Consider the following 18490-nt stretch of genomic DNA (forward strand, 5'->3'; position numbering starts at 1 on the left):
ATGAGCGACGAATTCTCCGTAGAAAGCGTCTACGCCGAGCTCCTGGGCCGGGCGCCGGAAAACAAGATGGAGCCGCGGCTCGCCCCGCTGCACCGTGCCATGGAAATCCTGGGGGAGCCGAACAAGGCGTTCCCGATCATTCACGTCACCGGCACCAACGGCAAGACCTCCACGGCCCGGATGATCGAAGCCGGGCTGCGCGCCCACGGCCTGAGCACCGGCCGGTACACGAGCCCGCACCTGTCCAAGGTCACCGAGCGGATCAGCATCGACGGCGCCCCGGTGCCCGATGAGACGTTCGTCCGGATCTGGGACGAGATCCGGCCCTACCTGCAGATCGTCGACGGCGAACTCGAGGCGGCGGGCCAGCCCCGGCTGACCTACTTCGAGTGCCTGACCATCCTGGGCTTCGCGGTCTTCGCCGACCAGCCCGTCAACGTCGCGGTCATGGAAGTGGGCCTGGGTGGAATAACCGACGCCACGAACGTCGGCGACGGCCAGGTGGCCGTGATCACCCCGATCTCCCTGGACCACACCGATTTGCTGGGCGACACCACCGGGGAGATCGCCTATGAGAAAGCCGGCATCATCAAGCCCGGCGGCTTCCTCATCAGCGCGGCCCAGCCCGTCGACGCGGCCCAGGTCCTGCTGGAGAAGGCCAAAGAGGTCAACGTGCCCTTCCGCTTCGAGGGCGTGGAGTTCGGCGTTGAATCCCGCACCGTCGCGGTGGGCGGCCAGATGGTGACCATCCAGGGCATCGCCGGCCGCTATGAGGACCTGCTGGTGCCGCTGCACGGCGCGCACCAGGCCGAGAACGCCGCCGTCGCGATTGCCGCGCTGGAAGCGTTCTTCGGCGGGGAAAAGGCGATCGACGCCGAGATCCTGCAGGAGGCCTTCGCCTCCGTCACCTCCCCGGGCCGGCTCGAGGTGGTCCGCACCGCGCCGACCATCATCGTGGACGCGGCCCACAACCCGGAGGGCATCCGGGTCTCCGCTGAGGCCATCCACGAGGCCTTCAACTTCACCAAGCTCGTGGTGGTGGTTGGCGTGCTGCGGGAAAAGGACGCCGAGGAAATCCTGCGCCAGCTCAAGGAATCCCTGGGCGGCCTCTCCACCGAATACTGCTTCACCCAGTCCAACTCGCCCCGGGCCGTCCCGGCCGAGGACCTGGCCGAGATCGCGGTTGACCTTGGCTTCGGCGAGGAGAACATCCATGTCGCCGAGAAGCTGGACGACGCCCTCGAATGGGCCGTGGAACKCGCCGAAGCCGACGACGAGCTCGCCGGCGGGGTCCTCGTGACGGGCTCCATCACGCTCGTCGCGGATGCCCGGATCCTGCTCGGAAAGGCGGACGCGTAAGCGATGGCGAAACTCACCAAAGCCCAGCGCGAATGGCGCCCGGGCATGCCCAAGAAGCGACGGTCGACGAAGGTCATGTTCGCCTCCACGGTCCTGTTGCTGGAAGCCTTCGTGGTGCTCTTCGGGACGCTGGCCGTCTTTGGACTGCACCGGAACGAATATTCTGCGGCCCTGGTCTTCTCGGTCGGGATCGGCCTGTGCCTGGTCTTCATCTTCACCTGCGCCGTCCTCTCGAAGCCGTGGGGAGTGGCCCTGGGCTGGATCCTGCAGCTCGTGCTGATCCTGGGCGGCCTCGTGGAACCTGCCATGTACCTGGTCGGCGCGCTCTTCGCCGTGGCGTGGTGGTACGGGATCCGCACCGGCATCCGGATTGACCGGGAAGCCGCGCAGCGGGAGCGCGAGCAGGCTGACTGGGATGCGTCCCACCCCCAGGGGCCGGCAACCGGAAACGGCGCCGGAAACAGCGCCTGAACCTGTGCCCGGGCCCCTGGCCAGCACCCCGTAGACTTGACCTGAACCCCACCCCAACACATTGGAGCAGCTGTGAGCATTGAGCGCACCCTCGTCCTGATCAAGCCCGACGGCGTCGCCCGCAACCTGTCCGGCGCCATCCTGAGCCGGATCGAAGCCAAGGGCTACACCCTGGCCGAGCTCAAAAAAGTCGACGCGAGCCGCGAGCTGCTGGAGCAGCACTACGAGGAGCACGTCGGCAAGCCGTTCTACGAGCCGCTGGTCGAGTTCATGCTCAGCGGCCCCGTGGTCGCCGCGATCTTCGAGGGGCACCGCGTGATTGAGGGCTTCCGTATCCTCGCCGGCACCACGGACCCGACGACGGCGGCGCCCGGCACCATCCGCGGCGACTTCGGCCGCGACTGGGGCCTGAAGGTCCAGCAGAACCTGGTCCACGGCTCGGATTCGTCGGAATCCGCCGAGCGCGAGATCAAGATCTGGTTCTAGGAATTTCCTGACACGGTCCTCACCATGTGAGAGACACAGAGGTGACAGATAAGGCCAATGTTCGCGTGCGAACATTGGCCTTATCTGTTATCTCGCGGTCTGGCACCTCGCGGCGGTTGGGGGCTTTTAGTAGCCGGAGGTCCCGATGAAGACCTGGATGAAAGCGAAGAAGATCGTCGCGATCACGGCGACGTACAGCAGCGCCGTAATGATCCAGCCGGAGTCGCCGATCACCTTGGTGGGACCGGCGGGCAGCGCGATCACGCCGTGGGAGATGTTGCGGACGCTCACCCAGACGAACAACGGGATCATCACGGCCCAGACGATCATGCAGAACGGGCAAAGGATGTGGATGGCGTACAGGGCCTGGGACCAGAGCCAGACCACGAACGCGAAGCCCAGCGTCACGCCTGCCTGAAGCCCCAGCCAGTACCACCGGCCGAATCTGGCGCCGGCCAGGATGCCCATGGCTGTGGTGATGATCACGGCGAAGGCGACGATCCCGATGAACATGTTGGGGAAGCCGAACACGGAACTCTGCGGCGTCTGCATGACCTGGCCGCAGGAGATCCACGGGTTCACGTCGCAGACCGTGACGTGGTTCGGGTCCTTCAGAACCTCCAGCTTCTCCAGGACGAGGGCCCCGGATGCGAGCCAGCCGATGACACCGGTGATCAGCAGGAGCCAGGCGAACGGGCGGTCGCGGGTCATCGTGGGAAGGGACCGGTCCGCGGGAGCCGGGCCGGAACCCGGTTGGTGCACGGTCGCGTCACCGGCAGTGCTGGAGATGCTGGGCATGGAATTTGAGTCCTTTGATCGTCTTGACCATGTTGTTCTGGCCCCGATTCTAACGCCGCAGGCTGAACAGCGCCGGGGAACAGCCCCGCCCGCCGTGCCCGGCCGCCCCTGTTGCGCTTCCGGCCCCGCCTACACCAGCTTTGACGGCTCCTGTGAGACAATGATCGTGGCTGGAACCCGATCCACATCCGGATTCCGGTCCGGCGATTTTGTTTCAAGACCGCCAATGATGAGCAGGGAGCTGCGGATCCTCTGATTCCAGCTGTCCCGCAATGCCATTGGACGGCACCTGGTTGTGGCGTGTAGGTCAACGGGTTCCAAAACAATCTCGCCGGCCCTCCAGGGCTGCCGCACCCCACTGCCGGTGCGAACCTGAGGGTATCCAATTGACTTCTGTCAATGCCTGCGGGTGTTGACGCATATTTGCCCCAACGGGCGCCGAATGTGGCGGCGCATTAGGGGCAGGAGTGTCGCCACATATGGATAATGACCAGGTTGTAGCCGGAAACGAAGAACTAGTAGTCGCCGGGGAAGCACAGGGAACTGCGGAAGCAGAGGCTCCGGTAGCGCCGAAGAGGGCCGTCCGGACCCGCCGGAAGGCGCCCGTCGCCAAGGTCAACGCCGCGGAGGCGGCGGAGGCTGTGGCTGAAGCCGCGGCCCTGGCCGATGCGGCCGGCTCAGATGAGCCCGTCCCCGCCCGCCGTAAGGCAGCCAACGTCGAAGCCGCCGCAGCCGAAACTGCCGCCCCCGAAACTGCGGTCAAGGCGCCCGCACGGCGCACCCGGACCCGGAAGACTGTGGCCGCCCCGGAACCGTTGCCTGCCTTCGCCGCAGAAGCCGAAGCCACCGCGCCTGCCGCGGCAGAGGCACCCTCAGCAGCAGCTGATTCCGAAGAAGCCGCCGCAGCAGAAGCGGTTGCAGAAAAGGTCACAGAGAAGCCGGTCCGGCGCCGCGCCAGCCGCGCCAAGGCCGCACCGAAGGCCGAAGACGTACCCGCAGCAGCAGTCCCGGCCGAAGAAGCCGCCGCTACGGAAGCACCCGTTGCGGAAGCTACGGCAGCCCAGCCCGCCGAGGCCCAGCCCGAAGAGCCGGAAGCCCGGCCCGAGGAAAGCCCGGCCGCCTCGCTGTTCATGGAACCGGGTGCCCTCACTTCCGTGATCTTCCAGGCCCCGGACCTGAGCACCGTGGTGCGTACGGCCCCCGTTGCCGTTGCCGTTGCCGCTGCAGCGGAGCCCGAGGACGAAGAAGGCGACGAGGACGATGACGCCGGCAACCGCCGTCGGCGCCGCAGCCGCGGCCGGCGCGGACGCACCCGCACGTCTGCCGAGTCCGACACCGAGTCCGAAGGCACCGAAGAAGAGGGCGACGAAGGCTCCGAAGGGAACCTCGAAGACGGTGTGACCTCGCGCCGCCGCCGCCGCCGCCGCCGCGGTGACCAGGACCTGGAGCTGACCGGCGGGGAAGGCGACGATCCGCCCAACACGGTGACCCGCGTCCGTGCACCGCGTGCAATGGCCGAGGCGCCGGTCAACAACCGCGTCACGTCCGTCAAGGGCTCCACCCGCCTGGAAGCCAAGAAGCAGCGCCGCCGCGAGTCCCGCGACACCGGCCGCCGCCGCACCGTCATCACCGAGGCCGAGTTCCTGGCCCGCCGCGAGTCCGTGGACCGCCAGATGATCGTCCGTCAGCGCGACGACAGAATCCAGATCGGTGTCCTCGAAGACGGCGTCCTGGCCGAGCACTTTGTGTCCAAGACCCAGCAGGATTCCCTGATCGGCAACGTCTACCTGGGCAAGGTCCAGAACGTGCTGCCCTCCATGGAAGCCGCTTTCGTGGACATCGGCCGCGGCCGCAACGCTGTGCTCTACGCCGGTGAAGTGAACTGGGAGTCGGTCAACCTCGAGGGCAAGCAGCGCCGGATCGAGAACGCGCTGAAGTCCGGCGACTCCGTGCTGGTCCAGGTCACCAAGGACCCGGTCGGCCACAAGGGTGCCCGCCTCACCAGCCAGATCTCGCTGCCCGGCCGGTACCTCGTGTATGTGCCCGGCGGTTCCATGACCGGCATCTCCCGCAAGCTGCCCGACGTCGAACGCAACCGCCTCAAGCGGATCCTCAAGGACCGCCTGCCCGAGGACGCGGGCGTCATTGTCCGCACCGCGGCCGAGGGTGCCTCCGAGGAGGAGCTGACGCACGACATCAACCGCCTCCGCGCGCAGTGGGAGGGCATCGAGGGCCAGTCGACATCGACCAAGATCCTCGCCCCCGAGCTGCTTTACGGCGAACCTGACCTGACCATCAAGGTGGTCCGGGACGTCTTCAACGAGGACTTCTCCAAGCTGATCGTCTCCGGCGAGGAAGCTTGGGACACCATCGAGGCCTACGTCACCTACGTGGCACCGGACCTCGTGGGCCGGCTCGAGAAGTGGACCAAGGACTCGGACATCTTCGCGGCCTGGCGCATCGACGAGCAGATCCACAAGGCCCTGGACCGGAAGGTCTTCCTGCCCTCGGGCGGTTCGCTCGTGATCGACCGCACCGAAGCCATGACCGTGGTGGACGTCAACACCGGCAAGTTCACCGGCTCCGGCGGCAACCTCGAGGAAACCGTCACCAAGAACAACCTGGAAGCGGCCGAGGAAGTCGTCCGGCAGCTGCGCCTGCGCGATATTGGCGGCATCATCGTGATCGACTTCATCGACATGGTGCTCGAATCCAACCGCGACCTCGTGCTGCGCCGCATGGTGGAGTGCCTGGGCCGGGACCGGACCAAGCACCAGGTGGCCGAGGTGACCTCGCTGGGCCTCGTGCAGATGACCCGCAAGCGGATGGGCACCGGACTTCTGGAAGTCTTCGGCGAGCAGTGCGAAACGTGCGCTGGCCGCGGCATCGTCACCCACGACGAGCCGGTGGAACACCGCCGCGCCAACACGGTCGCCGCGGAACACTATGTGCCGCGCACCGAGGCCCAGCCTGCTGCCCGCACGGAGCGCAAGAGCCGTCGCCGCGGCAGGGGAGGCCAAGGCGCGGAGACCGTGCCGGCCGCACCCGCGCCCGTGCACGCTGAGCCCACCGAGGCTGAGCGCCACGCCAAGGCCGAAGCCACCCGTGCCGCGCTGGCGAATATCGCTGCCGCGGCGCACGCCGCGCACCTGCACGACGGGGAGGCAGCCGCTGCCAGCGACGCCGGGGCCCGCCAGGCCGCCGTCGACGCCGTCACGCAGCTCGCAGCCGCGGACGAGGCAGCCGGTCGTCCCGCAACCGTGCTGACGTTCGGCGGCGAGCAGGTGGCCCTGCCCTTCGTCGAGCACGCCGAGGACCAGCCGACACCGGCTCTGACCCTGGACCTGCTGACCGAGGCCTTCGCCAACCTGGGCGAGGCCGAGGCCGGCAAGCCGGCCGGGATGGACACCGAAGCGCCTGCCGCGGCCACCGAGGCACCCGCAGCAGTGCGCGCTGCCGAGGCTCCGGCGTCACGGACAGCTGACACCACTCGTGGCCGCCGCGGGCGACGCAACCGGAGCGCCAGCCGCGCCCAGGGCGCAGCCAACGAAACCTCCGTGGAGCATCGCGAGGCGACCCGGCCGGCCGCGGCCGGATCGATCCACGAGGCCAAGGCACCCGCCGCGGCCAGGCCTGCTTCCATCCCGGCAGGCAACGAGCCGATCATCCTCGGCGTCGGCGTACCGGCGTCGGAGCTGTAGTGTTCCGCAACTAACCACGTTCCCGACCGGTCACCATTTCGACCGGTCGGGCTGCGGGTCCGGGCCCGAGCGGGCGTAACATACGTCCGCTCCGGCCCGGGCCCGCTCGTGGGTTAAGGGGGCAACCGGGTGGCAACGGCTAGGCTGGAACACTGACACGGGGTGCCGCGCATCAGCCGGCTGAGATCCAGACCCGTTGAACCTGTCCGGTTAGCACCGGCGAAGGGATGTCTGCCTTGTCCGCGAGACCGAATCCGTCCGAGTTTCTGCCCAGCGAGTTTCAGCCGACCAATTTTCTGCCCAACGAGTTTCTGCCGGCGCAGCCCCGCCCGTCCGCGCCGCCGCGCATACCCCGCGTGCTGGCCATCGCCGGCTCTGACCCCTCCGGCGGAGCCGGGATCCAGGCCGACCTGAAAAGCATCGCGGCGAACGGCGGCTACGGCATGGCCGCCATCACCGCCCTGACAGCGCAAAATACCCAGGGCGTGCGCGCCGTCCACGTCCCCCCGGCCGCGTTCCTCACGGCGCAGCTGGACGCCATCAGCGACGACATCGGCATCGACGCCGTCAAGATCGGCATGCTCGGCGACGCCTCTGTGATCGACGCCGTCCGCAGCTGGCTGGAAAAGGTGCGCCCCGCCGTCGTCGTCCTGGACCCGGTGATGGTCGCCACCAGCGGCGACCGGCTTCTGCAGGAATCGGCCGAGACCGCCCTGCAGGCCCTCCTGCCGCTGGCGCACCTCATCACGCCCAATCTCGCCGAACTCGCCATCCTGCTCAAGGAGCCCGTCGCGGCCGACTGGGCTGAGGCCCTGGCGCAGGGCAAGCGGCTAGCCGCACTGACCGGCACCACCGTGCTGGTTAAGGGCGGACACCTCCAGGGCGGGCAGCACGGGGACGGACCCGTCCACGACGCCGATGCCGCCGACGCCGACGCAGGCAATGCCGCCGACCCCGGCTGCCCGGATGCGCTGGTCAACACCGGCGGCCTGCTCGGCCAGGAAACGGTGGTGGTGCCGGGGGAGCGGATCGCCACGCGCAACAGCCACGGCACCGGATGCTCCCTGTCCTCGGCCATGGCCACCGTGCAGGTCCGGGTGGGGGATTGGGAAGCGGCGTTGCGGGAAGTGAAGCCGTGGCTGCTCGGCGCGCTCCGCGAAGCCTCGGTCCTGGACGTCGGCACCGGCAACGGCCCGGTCCACCACTTCCACCACCTGCAGCGAATCAAGGATGGGCAGGCCCTCAAAGACGGCCAGCGCGGCCAGCGCGGTCAGCACCACCCCGGCGGGCACGGTCCGGCGGAGGGCGAGTTCGCCGCAGCCCTCCGCGCAGGAGCCACGGGCGATCTTGAGGCCATCTACGCCCTGGACTTCGTCCGCGGACTGGCCGACGGAACCTTGCCCGAGCACGAGTTCGCGTACTACCTCGCCCAGGACGCCATCTACCTCAACGGCTACTCCCGGGTCCTGGCCCGCGCCGCCGCGATCGCCCCCACCGAGGCCGAGCAGCTGTTCTGGGCCCGTTCGGCGCAGACCTGCCTGGAAGTCGAATCCGAGCTGCACCGTTCCTGGCTCAGCACCCGCCCGACCGCGCCCACCCTGGGCCCGGTGACGAAGTCGTACGTGGACCACCTGCTGGCTGCCTCTGTGTCCGGCAGGTACGGGGTCCTCGTGGCAGCAGCGCTGCCGTGCTTCTGGCTCTACGCCGAGGTCGGCTCCACCCTGCACCGGGAGTTCCTGGCCGGCGGCGCCCCCGGGGCGCACCCTTACGCCGACTGGCTGCGGACCTACGCCGATGAGGACTTCGCCGCCGCGACCCGGCAGGCCATCGCGTACACGGACACGGCAGCCAGACGGGCATCGGAGAGCGAGCGGGAGGCCATGGCACTGGCTTTCCGGCAGTCATCGCGCTACGAAGTGGACTTCTTCGACGCGCCGCGGCTGTACGCCTGACACGACCTGGCCCACACAGCGAGTACGATGGTTGGGCACGGTTCCGGAAGTCGTTGCGGCAACACAGCATCAAGACGGTCGAGATCACGGTCAAGAACATTGACAGGATCTTTGCTTCAAGACGTTGTGGCGCCTATCACGGACTACCCGCCGGAACCAGCCTCATTTGCGGCCGAAGGCAAAATTAGCGTATTCTAGATCTTCGGTGCTTACGCCAACACTTGGGTTATGACCCTGAGGACAGTCTGTTTGGAATTCCAAATGGATTTGTTCCGGGGATAGCTCATGGGTTCCCCCGGGGAATCCACCGGCGTTGAGGCACAGCGTGAGCCGGTCCAAACATTTTGGCCCCTGGTTCCGCACGCAAATCTAGTAATAAACGTCGAGAGAAGTGAGTTCCCCAGTGGTGTACGCGATTGTCCGCGCAGGCGGCCGCCAAGAGAAGGTTTCCGTTGGAGACTTCGTTACCCTGAACCGCGTCCCCGGTGGAGCCGGCAGCACCTTTGAGTTGCCCGCACTGCTCCTGGTGGACGGTGACAAAGTCACGTCTGCTGCTGCGGACCTGGCCAAGGTAACGGTTACGGCTGAGATCCTCGAAGACCTCCGTGGTCCGAAGATCGTCATCCAGAAGTTCAAGAACAAGACCGGTTACAAAAAGCGTCAGGGCCACCGTCAGGAACTGACCAAGGTCAAGATCACCGGTATCAAGTAACTCTTCGTTACTGTTCAGGTTCCAGCAGATTCCCCAGAATTTTTGAAGGCAGGCATTCCAAATGGCACATAAAAAAGGCGCGAGTTCCACTCGCAACGGTCGTGACTCCAACGCCCAGTACCTCGGCGTCAAGCGCTTCGGTGGCCAGGTAGTTTCCGCAGGCGAGATCATCGTCCGCCAGCGCGGCACCCACTTCCACCCGGGCGCCGGCGTAGGCCGCGGCGGGGACGACACCCTGTTCGCCCTGACCCCCGGTGCTGTCGAGTTCGGCACCCGCCGTGGTCGCCGCGTTGTGAACATCGTGGCTGCTGCAGCTGCAGAGTAGCAATAAGTTCTAAATCGGTGGGGCGGGCCATTAGGTCCGCTCCACCGGTGTTTTAACCGCATTACAATCATCTTGGGCCCCTTTGGGGGTCCGGGGAACAGCACTGAGGAGATCCACGTGGCGAGCTTTGTAGACCGGGTAGTACTGCACGTATCCGGCGGTACCGGCGGCCACGGCTGTGTCTCCGTTCACCGCGAGAAGTTCAAGCCCCTCGGCGGTCCCGACGGCGGCAACGGCGGCAACGGCGGCGACGTCATCCTGCGCGTGGACCCCCAGACCACCACCTTGCTCGACTACCACCACGCACCCCACCGGCACGCCACCAACGGCGGCCCCGGCATGGGCGACTGGCGCGGCGGCAAGAACGGCGAAACCCTGATCCTTCCGGTACCCGTGGGTACCGTGGTGAAGTCCAAGTCCGGCGACGTCATCGCCGACCTCGTGGCCGAAGGCGACGAGTACATCGCCGCCGCCGGCGGCATTGGTGGCCTCGGCAACGCGTCCCTGTCCTCCCAGAAGCGCCGCGCGCCCGGTTTCGCGCTGCTCGGCATCGAGGGCGAATCCAGCGACGTTGTCCTGGAACTGAAGTCCATCGCTGACATCGCCCTGGTCGGCTTCCCCTCGGCCGGCAAGTCCAGCCTGATCGCCGCCATGTCCGCCGCCCGGCCCAAGATCGCGGACTATCCCTTCACCACCCTCATCCCGAACCTGGGCGTCGTCCAGGCCGGTGAGGTCCGCTTCACCATTGCCGACGTCCCCGGCCTGATCGAGGGCGCCAGTGAGGGCAAGGGCCTCGGCCACCACTTCCTACGCCACGTCGAGCGGTGTGCCGCCCTGGTGCACGTGCTGGACTGCGGCACGCTCGAATCGGACCGCGATCCGCTCTCCGACCTCGCCATCATCGAGGCCGAGCTGGAGAAGTACGCCGTGGACATGAGCTACAGCGGGGCCGACGGCGAAGTTGTTCCGTTGAACCACCGCCCCCGCCTGGTGGCCCTGAACAAGGTTGACCTGCCGGACGGCAAGGACATGGCCGAGTTCGTCCGCCCAGAACTCGAATCCCGTGGCTACAAGGTCTTCGAAATCTCGGCGACGAGCCATGAAGGCCTCCGCCAGCTCGGCTTCGCCATGGCCGAAATCGTCCAGGCTGCCCGCGACGCCGTCGCTGCGACCCCGCCGAAGGTGCACGCCCCCGTGCTGCGCCCCCGCGCCGTCAACGAGACCGGCTTCACGATCCGCCGCGAGGAAAAGAACCTCGAGCCGCTCTTCCGCGTCCTGGGCGACAAGCCCGTGCGCTGGGTCAAGCAGACCGACTTCACCAACGAGGAAGCGATCGGCTACCTCGCCGACCGCCTGGCCAAGCTCGGAGTTGAAAACGAACTGTTCAAGCAGGGCGCTACGCCGGGCGACACGGTGGTCATCGGCGAGGACGACGGCGTCGTCTTCGACTGGGAGCCGACCATGATGGCCGGCGCCGAACTGCTCGCCTCGCCCCGCGGCACCGACGTGCGCTTCGCCGACATCGGCGACCGCCCGACGCGTGGCCAGAAGCGCGACGAACAGCAGGAACGCCGGGACGCCAAGGCCGCCGCCCGCGCCGAGCTCGAAGCCGAACGCAAGGCCGGTATCTGGACCGAATCCGTCAGCGGCCGCCGGGCGCGGCAGCCGCTCAAGGAGAGTGGACTGGGCGAAGCCGATGACGAGTAAGACCGTCGTCGGGCACCGGTCCCAGCCGCTCAGCGCTCAAGACATCAAAGCCCAGACCACCAACGCCCCGGACCGCACTGCGCTGTCCGGGGCGCGCCGGATTGTCGTCAAGGTGGGCTCGTCCTCGCTGACCTCGATCAAGGGCGGGATCTCCGAAGAGGCCCTGACCGGGCTCGCCGACGCCCTGGCCCACAAGCGCAACGAGGGCGCGGAGATCATCCTGGTGTCCTCTGGCGCGATCGCCGCCGGCCTCGCCCCGCTCGGCCTCGAGAAGCGCCCCCGCGACCTCGCCACCCAGCAGGCCGCGGCCAGCGTAGGCCAGGGCCTGCTGATGGCCCGGTACACCCACGCGTTCGGGGCGCACGGGGTCACCGTCAGCCAGGTGCTGCTGACCGCAGATGACCTCATGCGGCGCAGCCAGCACACCAACGCGTTCCGCGCGCTGAACCGGTTGTTGAACCTCGGCGTCGTCCCGGTGGTCAACGAAAACGACACCGTGGCCACCCACGAGATCCGCTTCGGCGACAACGACCGGCTCGCGGCCCTGGTGGCCCACCTGGTCCGCGCCGACGCACTCGTGCTGCTGTCCGACGTCGACTCCCTGTACGACGGCCCGCCGTCGCACGGCGCTAAACGGATTCCGCACGTCTCCGGCCCGCACGATCTCGACGGCGTCTCGATCGGCAGCACCGGCAAGGCCGGCGTGGGCACCGGCGGCATGGCCACCAAGGTCGAAGCCGCCAGCATGGCCGCCGGTTCCGGTATCCACGCGCTCGTAACGTCCACGCCCAATGCGGCCGCCGCACTGGCCGGCGAGGACGTGGGCACGTGGTTCTCCGTCAATGGCGCGCGCAAGCCGATCCGGCTCCTGTGGCTGGCCCACCTGGCGTCCGTGCGGGGCACCCTGGTGCTCGACGACGGCGCGGTCGCGGCCGTCCGCGACCGCCGCACCTCGCTGCTGCCGGCCGGGATCGCCGCGGTGAAGGGCGACTTCGAGGCCGGCGACGCCGTGGAGATGGTGTCCATGGACAACACCGTGATTGCCCGCGGGCTGGTCAACTATTCCGCCGCCGAACTGCCCCAAATGCTGGGCCGCTCCACCCGGGAGCTCGGCAAGGCGCTGGGCCGCGGATATGACCGCGAAGTTGTTCATGTTGACGACCTGGTGCTGGTCTAGGTCACCTCGACGCCTAAACTGGAAGCATGACTGAGGCCCTGACTTCCGCTGCCGTGACTGACGTGCCTGCCGGCACCGTTCCCGCAAGCAACGCCGAGCCCGCCCAAGGATTCGGCGTGGCGCCGGATGCGGCGCCGGGCCCTGGCACGGCAGCAGACATCGAAGCGGCGGTCCACGCGATCGCAGACCGCTCGCGCCAGGCTGCCCGCAAGATGGCGCACGCCAACCGGGCCTGGAAGGACCGGGGCCTGCGCGCCATCGGCAAGGCGCTGGTGGAACACCGGCACCAGATCCTGGCCGCCAACGCCAAGGACGTCGCGGCCGGCCGGGCCGCCGGCACGAGCGCCGCCCTGTTGGACCGCCTGACGCTGACCGAATCACGCATCACGGCCCTCGCCGCCGCACTCGAAAACCTCGCCACCCTGCCCGATCCCGTGGGAAACGTGGTGCGGGGCCAGACTCTCCCCAACGGGCTGCGCCTGCGCCAGATCAACGTACCCATGGGCGTGGTGGCCGCGATCTATGAGGCCCGCCCGAACGTCACGGTGGACATCGCCGGCCTGGCCCTCAAGAGCGGCAACGCCGTCATCCTGCGCGGCGGATCCGCCGCCGCTGCCACCAACGCCGCCCTGATCACCATCCTCCGGGACGCACTGGAATCGGTGGGCCTGCCCGCCGACGCCGTCCAGACCGTGGACCAGTACGGCCGTGACGGCGCCAACGCCCTCATGCGGGCGCGCGGCCGGGTGGACGTGCTCATTCCCCGCGGCGGGCGCGAGCTGATCCAGGCCGTCGTGACGAACTCCTCCGTACCGGTCATCGAAACCGGTGAGGGCAACGTCCACATCTTCCTGGACGCTTCCGCCGGCGAAGAAATGGCGGTGGACATCCTCCTCAACGCCAAGACCCAGCGGCCCAGCGTCTGCAACACCGTCGAAACCCTCCTGGTGCACTCCAAGTCCACCGTACTTCCCGCCGTCGCCGCCGCACTGCGGGCTGCCGGGGTCACCCTGCACGTGGACCAGCGCATCCGCGCCGCCCTGCCGGCGTCGGTCCAGTCCGTGCCGGCCACGGAGGAAGACTGGGCCACCGAATACATGAACCTGGACCTGGCAGTGGCCATGGTGGACAGCCTGGACGAGGCCGTCAGGCACATCCGGAAGTGGTCCACCGGCCACACTGAAGCGATCCTGACCAACGACCTCGCCAACGCCGAGCGCTTCATCGCCGACGTCGATTCGGCCGCCGTGATCGTGAACGCCTCCACCCGCTTCACCGACGGCGGCGAGCTCGGCCTCGGCGCCGAAGTGGGGATTTCCACCCAAAAACTCCATGCCCGCGGCCCTATGGGACTGACGGAGCTGACCACGACCAAGTGGATCGTGCAGGGCGAGGGCCAGATCCGGGGCTAGCAACGCTGTAACATGGAACGGAAGACCGGAACGGCGGACACCTCCGCCGTCGTCAAATTTTGAACTCACTAGGGGAGAACATGCTGTCGCAGCAGATCGCCACTTTCGTCGCCGCCGTCGGCGAATCGGGCCACGAGGAACTCGCACCGCTCATCGCACCGCCGTTTGTCATTGGCGGGACCATGTTCGCGATCCTGGTCGTCCTGCTGTTGATCACGCTGTCCTACTCCAACTTGGGCAGGCGCCACGTGGCTGTCGAGGAGCACTCGGATCCGCACCGCCAGCACCCGAACAAGCACGATCACAGCCAAGGTCACTAATATTTCCGCCACCGGGAAGCAGCGCGGCGCTCAGCGCCGCCTGCGTCTGGGTGTGATGGGCGGCACGTTCGATCCCATCCATCACGGACACCTCGTCGCGGCCAGTGAGGTCGCGGCCAAGTTCGACCTCGACGAAGTCGTGTTTGTGCCCACCGGCCAGCCATGGCAGAAGATGGCCAAGAAGGTCAGCGAAGCTGAGCACCGGTATCTCATGACCGTCATCGCCACGGCCTCGAACCCCCGCTTCACTGTGAGCAGGGTGGACGTAGACCGTCCGGGACCGACGTACACGATCGACACCCTGCGTGACCTGCACACCCTGCGACCGGACGCCGATCTGTTCTTCATCACCGGCGCGGACGCCCTGGCCCAGATTTTGTCCTGGAAAGACATTGATGAACTCTGGTCCCTTGCGCACTTTGTGGGCGTAACCCGGCCAGGCCACGTGCTGGACGGCATGGGCCGCAAAGACGTCAGCCTCCTGGAGGTCCCGGCCATGGCCATCTCCTCCACGGACTGCCGCACGAGGGTGGCCGAAGGCAACCCGGTCTGGTATCTCGTTCCGGACGGGGTGGTCCAGTACATCGCCAAGTATGGCCTGTACCACGCCAGCAACGACGCGGATCGCCTGGGGACCGGACACACTGGGAGCGCCAACGCCGGAAGCGGCGCGGCCGGGATTGACCCCGCACGGCAGGATCCAGCCTTCGAGATAATCCAACCAGCCAGCACTGAATGAGTCAGCCATGAGTCAGGAACAGCCTCCCATCCGCAGCCGCCGCGAAATGCGACAGGCCAGAGATGAACGTCTGGACACTCCGGGCCCGGGCGAGCCGACGGAGGCCGAAATCACCGGCCGCCGTCGCGTTGCCGACGCCCCGGTGGACTCTGTGCGTGCTGATTCTGTGCCCGCCGGCACGGAGCGGTCCTCGCAGGTCCGGGCACGGGACCGCGCCGCGCTGCGCACCATCAAGGAACTCGCTGAGAAGGAAGGCCAACTGGCCGGCGGAGGGCCACCCACGCGACGCCAGTTGAGGCTTTTGGAGCTGGCGACGGAAACCGCCCCGGCCACCCAGGCCAACACCATTGTCCCGGTGTCGCCGCGGACGCGGGCCACCCCGGTCGTTTCCCCGGCCGGGAAGGACGCCGCCCCAAAGGAGGCTGCCTCAACGGACGCTGTCTCAAAGGACAGTGCCTCAAAGGACAGTGGCCAGAAGAGCTCAGCCCCGGCTGTCTCAGCCGCCCCGGCGCCCAAGGCCCCCGCGGCCGACGGCGTGGGACCCGGCGGGAAAGTGCCCGAGGGCATGACCGTGGAGCAGGCGCTGGCCGCCCGCGAACTCCTCGCGGAGCAGGCCAAGAACCAAGTGGCCAAGATGGAACACATCGCGGCCACAGATCCCGACGCCGTTGACCCGGCCGTCCTGGCCGAGCAGATCGCCCTCGCTGAGCGCGCCGCGATCCTGAACCGCCGCGCCGCCGCCAAGCAGAAGCTTGCGGAGCAAAACAGCCAGCCGGCGGCCCCCCGCAACGATCCGACCACGGCCAACAACCTGGCCATGGTCACACCCTTGGAATTTGAGAAGGTTCCCGGCGTGGAGCGGCCCGTCATGAAGCGCCCTGCCACGTCGTACGTTCCGGTTGTCACCAATCCGGGTCCTCGGATGGACGCGCCACGGAAACCCGGTCTGCGCCGGCCGGGCGTGTCCCGCCAGAAGGTCGCAGGTCCTGCCACGGGTTCTGCCGCTGGCAGGAGCGGCGTCCTGGCCCGGGCGGAAGCGGCCGCCCAAGCCGGAACGGCACGGCCGGCAAGCGCGGCGAATTCCGCGGGGGAGACCGACGAAAGACTCGTTGGCGGGGAACCCGTGGCCGCGAATGCCGCCTACGGGCTGGAACCCTTGGATGCCGCTACCGCCGGGCTCGGCCGGGCGCGGCGCCTGCGCATGCTCCAGCTCGGCGTCCTGGCCCTGGGGATCGTAGCCCTCATCGCCGGCATCACGCTGATCGTCACCGGGCTGGCCCACTAGGTCCAAGGCCGCCATCGGCGCCCACATTTTCATCACCATAATTTTTCATCACTACAAGGAGTCCCGTGACTGCAACCGATTCATCCATCACTACCGCCCGCCACGCAGCCCGCGCTGCCTCGGAGAAGCTTGCCGAGGACATCGTGGCCCTGGACGTCAGCGAACGGCTGGCCCTGGCTGACGTCTTCCTGATCGCCTCGGCCCCGAGCGAACGCCAGGTCAACGCGATCGTCGACGGCATCGAGGACGAGCTCTCCAAGTTCGACCAGAAGCCCGTCCGCCGCGAGGGCCGCTCCGGCGGTCGCTGGGTGCTGCTGGACTACTCCAACGTCGTCATCCACGTCCAGCACGAGGAAGACCGCGTGTTCTACGCCCTCGAGCGCCTGTGGAAGGACTGCCCCGTCGTCGATCTGCAGCTGGGTGACGACGCTTCCGCCAAGGCCGCCGCCGGCACCGACACGGAGTAGCAACCCGCGCACCGGCCAGGCGCCGGCGGCGCTAAACAGAGGCGAATATGCCCGATTTGGAATTTTCCGAAGGGCTGGTCTAAGATATTTGAGTTGCTTCGGAGAGATCCGGACAAAGAAACCGGAACTTTACACGTCAGCAGACGTGCTCGGAGCAGCGAAAATTCGGGGCTGTGGCGCAGCTGGTAGCGCACCTGCATGGCATGCAGGGGGTCAGGGGTTCGAGTCCCCTCAGCTCCACCGGATAATCCGCCGGAATCGAAAGATTCCGGCGGATTTTTTTGTGCCCGAAGTGCGGGCCCGGCGTGTGTCCCGGGGGGCGTTCCGAGCAGGCCAAGTCACGGATCGGTGCGCCGATTGGCGCCGGTGGCAATTGTGGTTTAGGCTATTCAGGTTGCTTCAGGGAGACGGAACTCCCGGGCAAATGAGGGGCTGTGGCGCAGCTGGTAGCGCACCTGCATGGCATGCAGGGGGTCAGGGGTTCGAATCCCCTCAGCTCCACCAGAAAGGGAATCACCGCTAGACGGTGGTTCCCTTTTTCGTACCCTCCGCACCAGTGCAGGACCTCAAAAGTCGCATCCGTCAAGGCCGTCTCATGACCGGACGTCATAAACTGTCATTTAGGCTCTCCGCCCTGAGCCGGACCTTGCTATCGTCGCTAGGAGACGGCCGCCATGCGGCTCAGCTGGAAGGCCATTTCCGGCTCCACGACTAAGGAACATCATGAAGCGCACACGACTTTCCGTTATCGGCCTCATTGCAGCAGCAGGACTCGCCCTGGCAGGCTGCGGGTCGGCGTCCACCACTCCGGCCAGCTCAGCGCCGGCAGCCGGGGCGGACACCTCCCTGAGCGACGTCAAGAGCGCGGGCGTGCTCAAGGTCGGCACGGAAGGCACCTACAAGCCGTTCACGTTCCACGCCAACGGCAGCGGTGAACTGACGGGCTACGACGTCGAGATCATCAGCGCCGTCGCAGAGAAGCTGGGCGTCAAGCCGGCCTTCCAGGAGACGCAGTTCGACGCCATCTTCGCCGGCCTCGACGCCAAGCGATTCGACGTCGTCGCCAACCAGATTTCCATCACGGACGAGCGCAAGGCGAAGTACGATTTCTCCACCCCCTACACGGTGAGCACCGGCGTCGTCGTCACCAAGTCGGATAACAACAGCATCCACTCCTTCGAGGACCTGAACGGCAAGACCACGGCCCAGTCCCTGACCAGCAACTGGTACAAGCTGGCGCAGCAGAGCGGCGCGAACGTCGAGGCCGTGGAGGGATGGGCGCAGGCGATCACGCTGCTCAAGCAGGGCCGAGTCGATGCGACCATCAACGACAAGCTGACCTACCTGGACTCCCAGAAGACCAACCACGACGCCGACATCAAGGTTGCCGCCGAGACCACTGACAAATCGCTGAGCGCCTTCACCCTGCGCAAGGGATCGACCAGCCTGACCGAGGCCATCAACAAGGCCCTCGGAGAGCTGGCGGCCGACGGCACCCTGACGAAGATCTCCCAGAAGTACTTCGACGCCGACGTCTCGAAGTAGCCAATGCACGCCGCAGAGAAACGCCGCGTCCGGG

General features: G+C 67.3%; 16 protein-coding genes, 2 tRNA genes and 1 riboswitch. Of the genes, 17 read left to right on the forward strand and 1 reads right to left on the reverse strand.

Annotated features, from left to right (window positions below; translation table 11 throughout):
• From AC1DZQ_RS06110 to ndk, 3 genes are all read left to right on the forward strand, one after another.
• Positions 1 to 1359, forward strand: coding sequence for a bifunctional folylpolyglutamate synthase/dihydrofolate synthase (locus tag AC1DZQ_RS06110; protein ID WP_476962670.1), 1359 nt, complete (start codon positions 1 to 3; stop codon positions 1357 to 1359).
• A gap of 3 nt (positions 1360 to 1362) precedes the next feature.
• On the forward strand, positions 1363 to 1830 hold the full coding sequence (locus tag AC1DZQ_RS06115) for a DUF4233 domain-containing protein (protein ID WP_476962671.1): 468 nt from the start codon (positions 1363 to 1365) through the stop codon (positions 1828 to 1830).
• A 72-nt stretch (positions 1831 to 1902) separates the two neighbouring features.
• Positions 1903 to 2316 (forward strand): nucleoside-diphosphate kinase, encoded by a 414-nt coding sequence (gene ndk, locus AC1DZQ_RS06120; protein WP_476962672.1) that lies wholly within the window; start codon positions 1903 to 1905, stop codon positions 2314 to 2316.
• 126 nt (positions 2317 to 2442) lie between these two features.
• On the opposite strand, the gene AC1DZQ_RS06125 is transcribed toward ndk, so the two are convergent.
• A complete protein-coding gene (locus AC1DZQ_RS06125; protein ID WP_476962673.1) occupies positions 2443 to 3114 on the reverse strand; it encodes a vitamin K epoxide reductase family protein in 672 nt (223 codons plus the stop codon).
• Positions 3115 to 3593: 479 nt separating this feature from the next.
• Here AC1DZQ_RS06125 and AC1DZQ_RS06130 point away from each other — a divergent pair, with 479 nt between their 5' ends.
• The 14 genes from AC1DZQ_RS06130 (at position 3594) to AC1DZQ_RS06195 (ending at position 18456) form a co-directional block, all read left to right on the forward strand.
• Positions 3594 to 6815, forward strand: a complete 3222-nt coding sequence (locus AC1DZQ_RS06130; RefSeq protein ID WP_476962674.1) for an Rne/Rng family ribonuclease — start codon at positions 3594 to 3596, stop codon at positions 6813 to 6815.
• 148 nt (positions 6816 to 6963) lie between these two features.
• Positions 6964 to 7060, forward strand: a riboswitch (TPP riboswitch).
• Between the two features lie 102 nt (positions 7061 to 7162).
• Positions 7163 to 8767, forward strand: coding sequence for a bifunctional hydroxymethylpyrimidine kinase/phosphomethylpyrimidine kinase (locus AC1DZQ_RS06135; RefSeq protein ID WP_476962829.1), 1605 nt, complete (start codon positions 7163 to 7165; stop codon positions 8765 to 8767).
• Positions 8768 to 9170: 403 nt separating this feature from the next.
• Positions 9171 to 9479, forward strand: a complete 309-nt coding sequence (gene rplU, locus AC1DZQ_RS06140; RefSeq protein WP_018773353.1) for a 50S ribosomal protein L21 — start codon at positions 9171 to 9173, stop codon at positions 9477 to 9479.
• Between the two features lie 61 nt (positions 9480 to 9540).
• Positions 9541 to 9804 (forward strand): 50S ribosomal protein L27, encoded by a 264-nt coding sequence (gene rpmA, locus AC1DZQ_RS06145; RefSeq protein WP_009372867.1) that lies wholly within the window; start codon positions 9541 to 9543, stop codon positions 9802 to 9804.
• A gap of 117 nt (positions 9805 to 9921) precedes the next feature.
• Complete coding sequence (obgE, locus tag AC1DZQ_RS06150; RefSeq protein WP_476962675.1) at positions 9922 to 11511, forward strand: GTPase ObgE; 1590 nt, start codon at positions 9922 to 9924, stop codon at positions 11509 to 11511.
• Complete coding sequence (proB, locus tag AC1DZQ_RS06155) at positions 11501 to 12688, forward strand: glutamate 5-kinase (protein WP_476962676.1); 1188 nt, start codon at positions 11501 to 11503, stop codon at positions 12686 to 12688. The genes obgE and proB overlap by 11 nt, the downstream gene beginning before the upstream one ends.
• Before the next feature lie 26 nt (positions 12689 to 12714).
• Positions 12715 to 14100, forward strand: coding sequence for a glutamate-5-semialdehyde dehydrogenase (locus AC1DZQ_RS06160; protein WP_476962677.1), 1386 nt, complete (start codon positions 12715 to 12717; stop codon positions 14098 to 14100).
• A gap of 80 nt (positions 14101 to 14180) precedes the next feature.
• Positions 14181 to 14420 (forward strand): hypothetical protein, encoded by a 240-nt coding sequence (locus tag AC1DZQ_RS06165; protein WP_476962678.1) that lies wholly within the window; start codon positions 14181 to 14183, stop codon positions 14418 to 14420.
• 40 nt (positions 14421 to 14460) lie between these two features.
• Positions 14461 to 15159 (forward strand): nicotinate-nucleotide adenylyltransferase, encoded by a 699-nt coding sequence (nadD, locus tag AC1DZQ_RS06170; RefSeq protein ID WP_476962830.1) that lies wholly within the window; start codon positions 14461 to 14463, stop codon positions 15157 to 15159.
• A 7-nt stretch (positions 15160 to 15166) separates the two neighbouring features.
• Positions 15167 to 16444, forward strand: coding sequence for a hypothetical protein (locus AC1DZQ_RS06175; protein WP_476962679.1), 1278 nt, complete (start codon positions 15167 to 15169; stop codon positions 16442 to 16444).
• 65 nt (positions 16445 to 16509) lie between these two features.
• On the forward strand, positions 16510 to 16911 hold the full coding sequence (gene rsfS / locus AC1DZQ_RS06180) for a ribosome silencing factor (protein WP_476962680.1): 402 nt from the start codon (positions 16510 to 16512) through the stop codon (positions 16909 to 16911).
• A 167-nt stretch (positions 16912 to 17078) separates the two neighbouring features.
• Positions 17079 to 17151: transfer RNA gene (locus AC1DZQ_RS06185), tRNA-Ala, on the forward strand.
• A gap of 188 nt (positions 17152 to 17339) precedes the next feature.
• Positions 17340 to 17415 (forward strand) — tRNA-Ala (locus tag AC1DZQ_RS06190).
• Positions 17416 to 17634: 219 nt separating this feature from the next.
• Positions 17635 to 18456, forward strand: coding sequence for an amino acid ABC transporter substrate-binding protein (locus AC1DZQ_RS06195; RefSeq protein WP_476962681.1), 822 nt, complete (start codon positions 17635 to 17637; stop codon positions 18454 to 18456).
• Positions 18457 to 18490: the final 34 nt, after the last annotated feature.

Source organism: Arthrobacter sp. P1_C12_2, assembly GCF_056406415.1.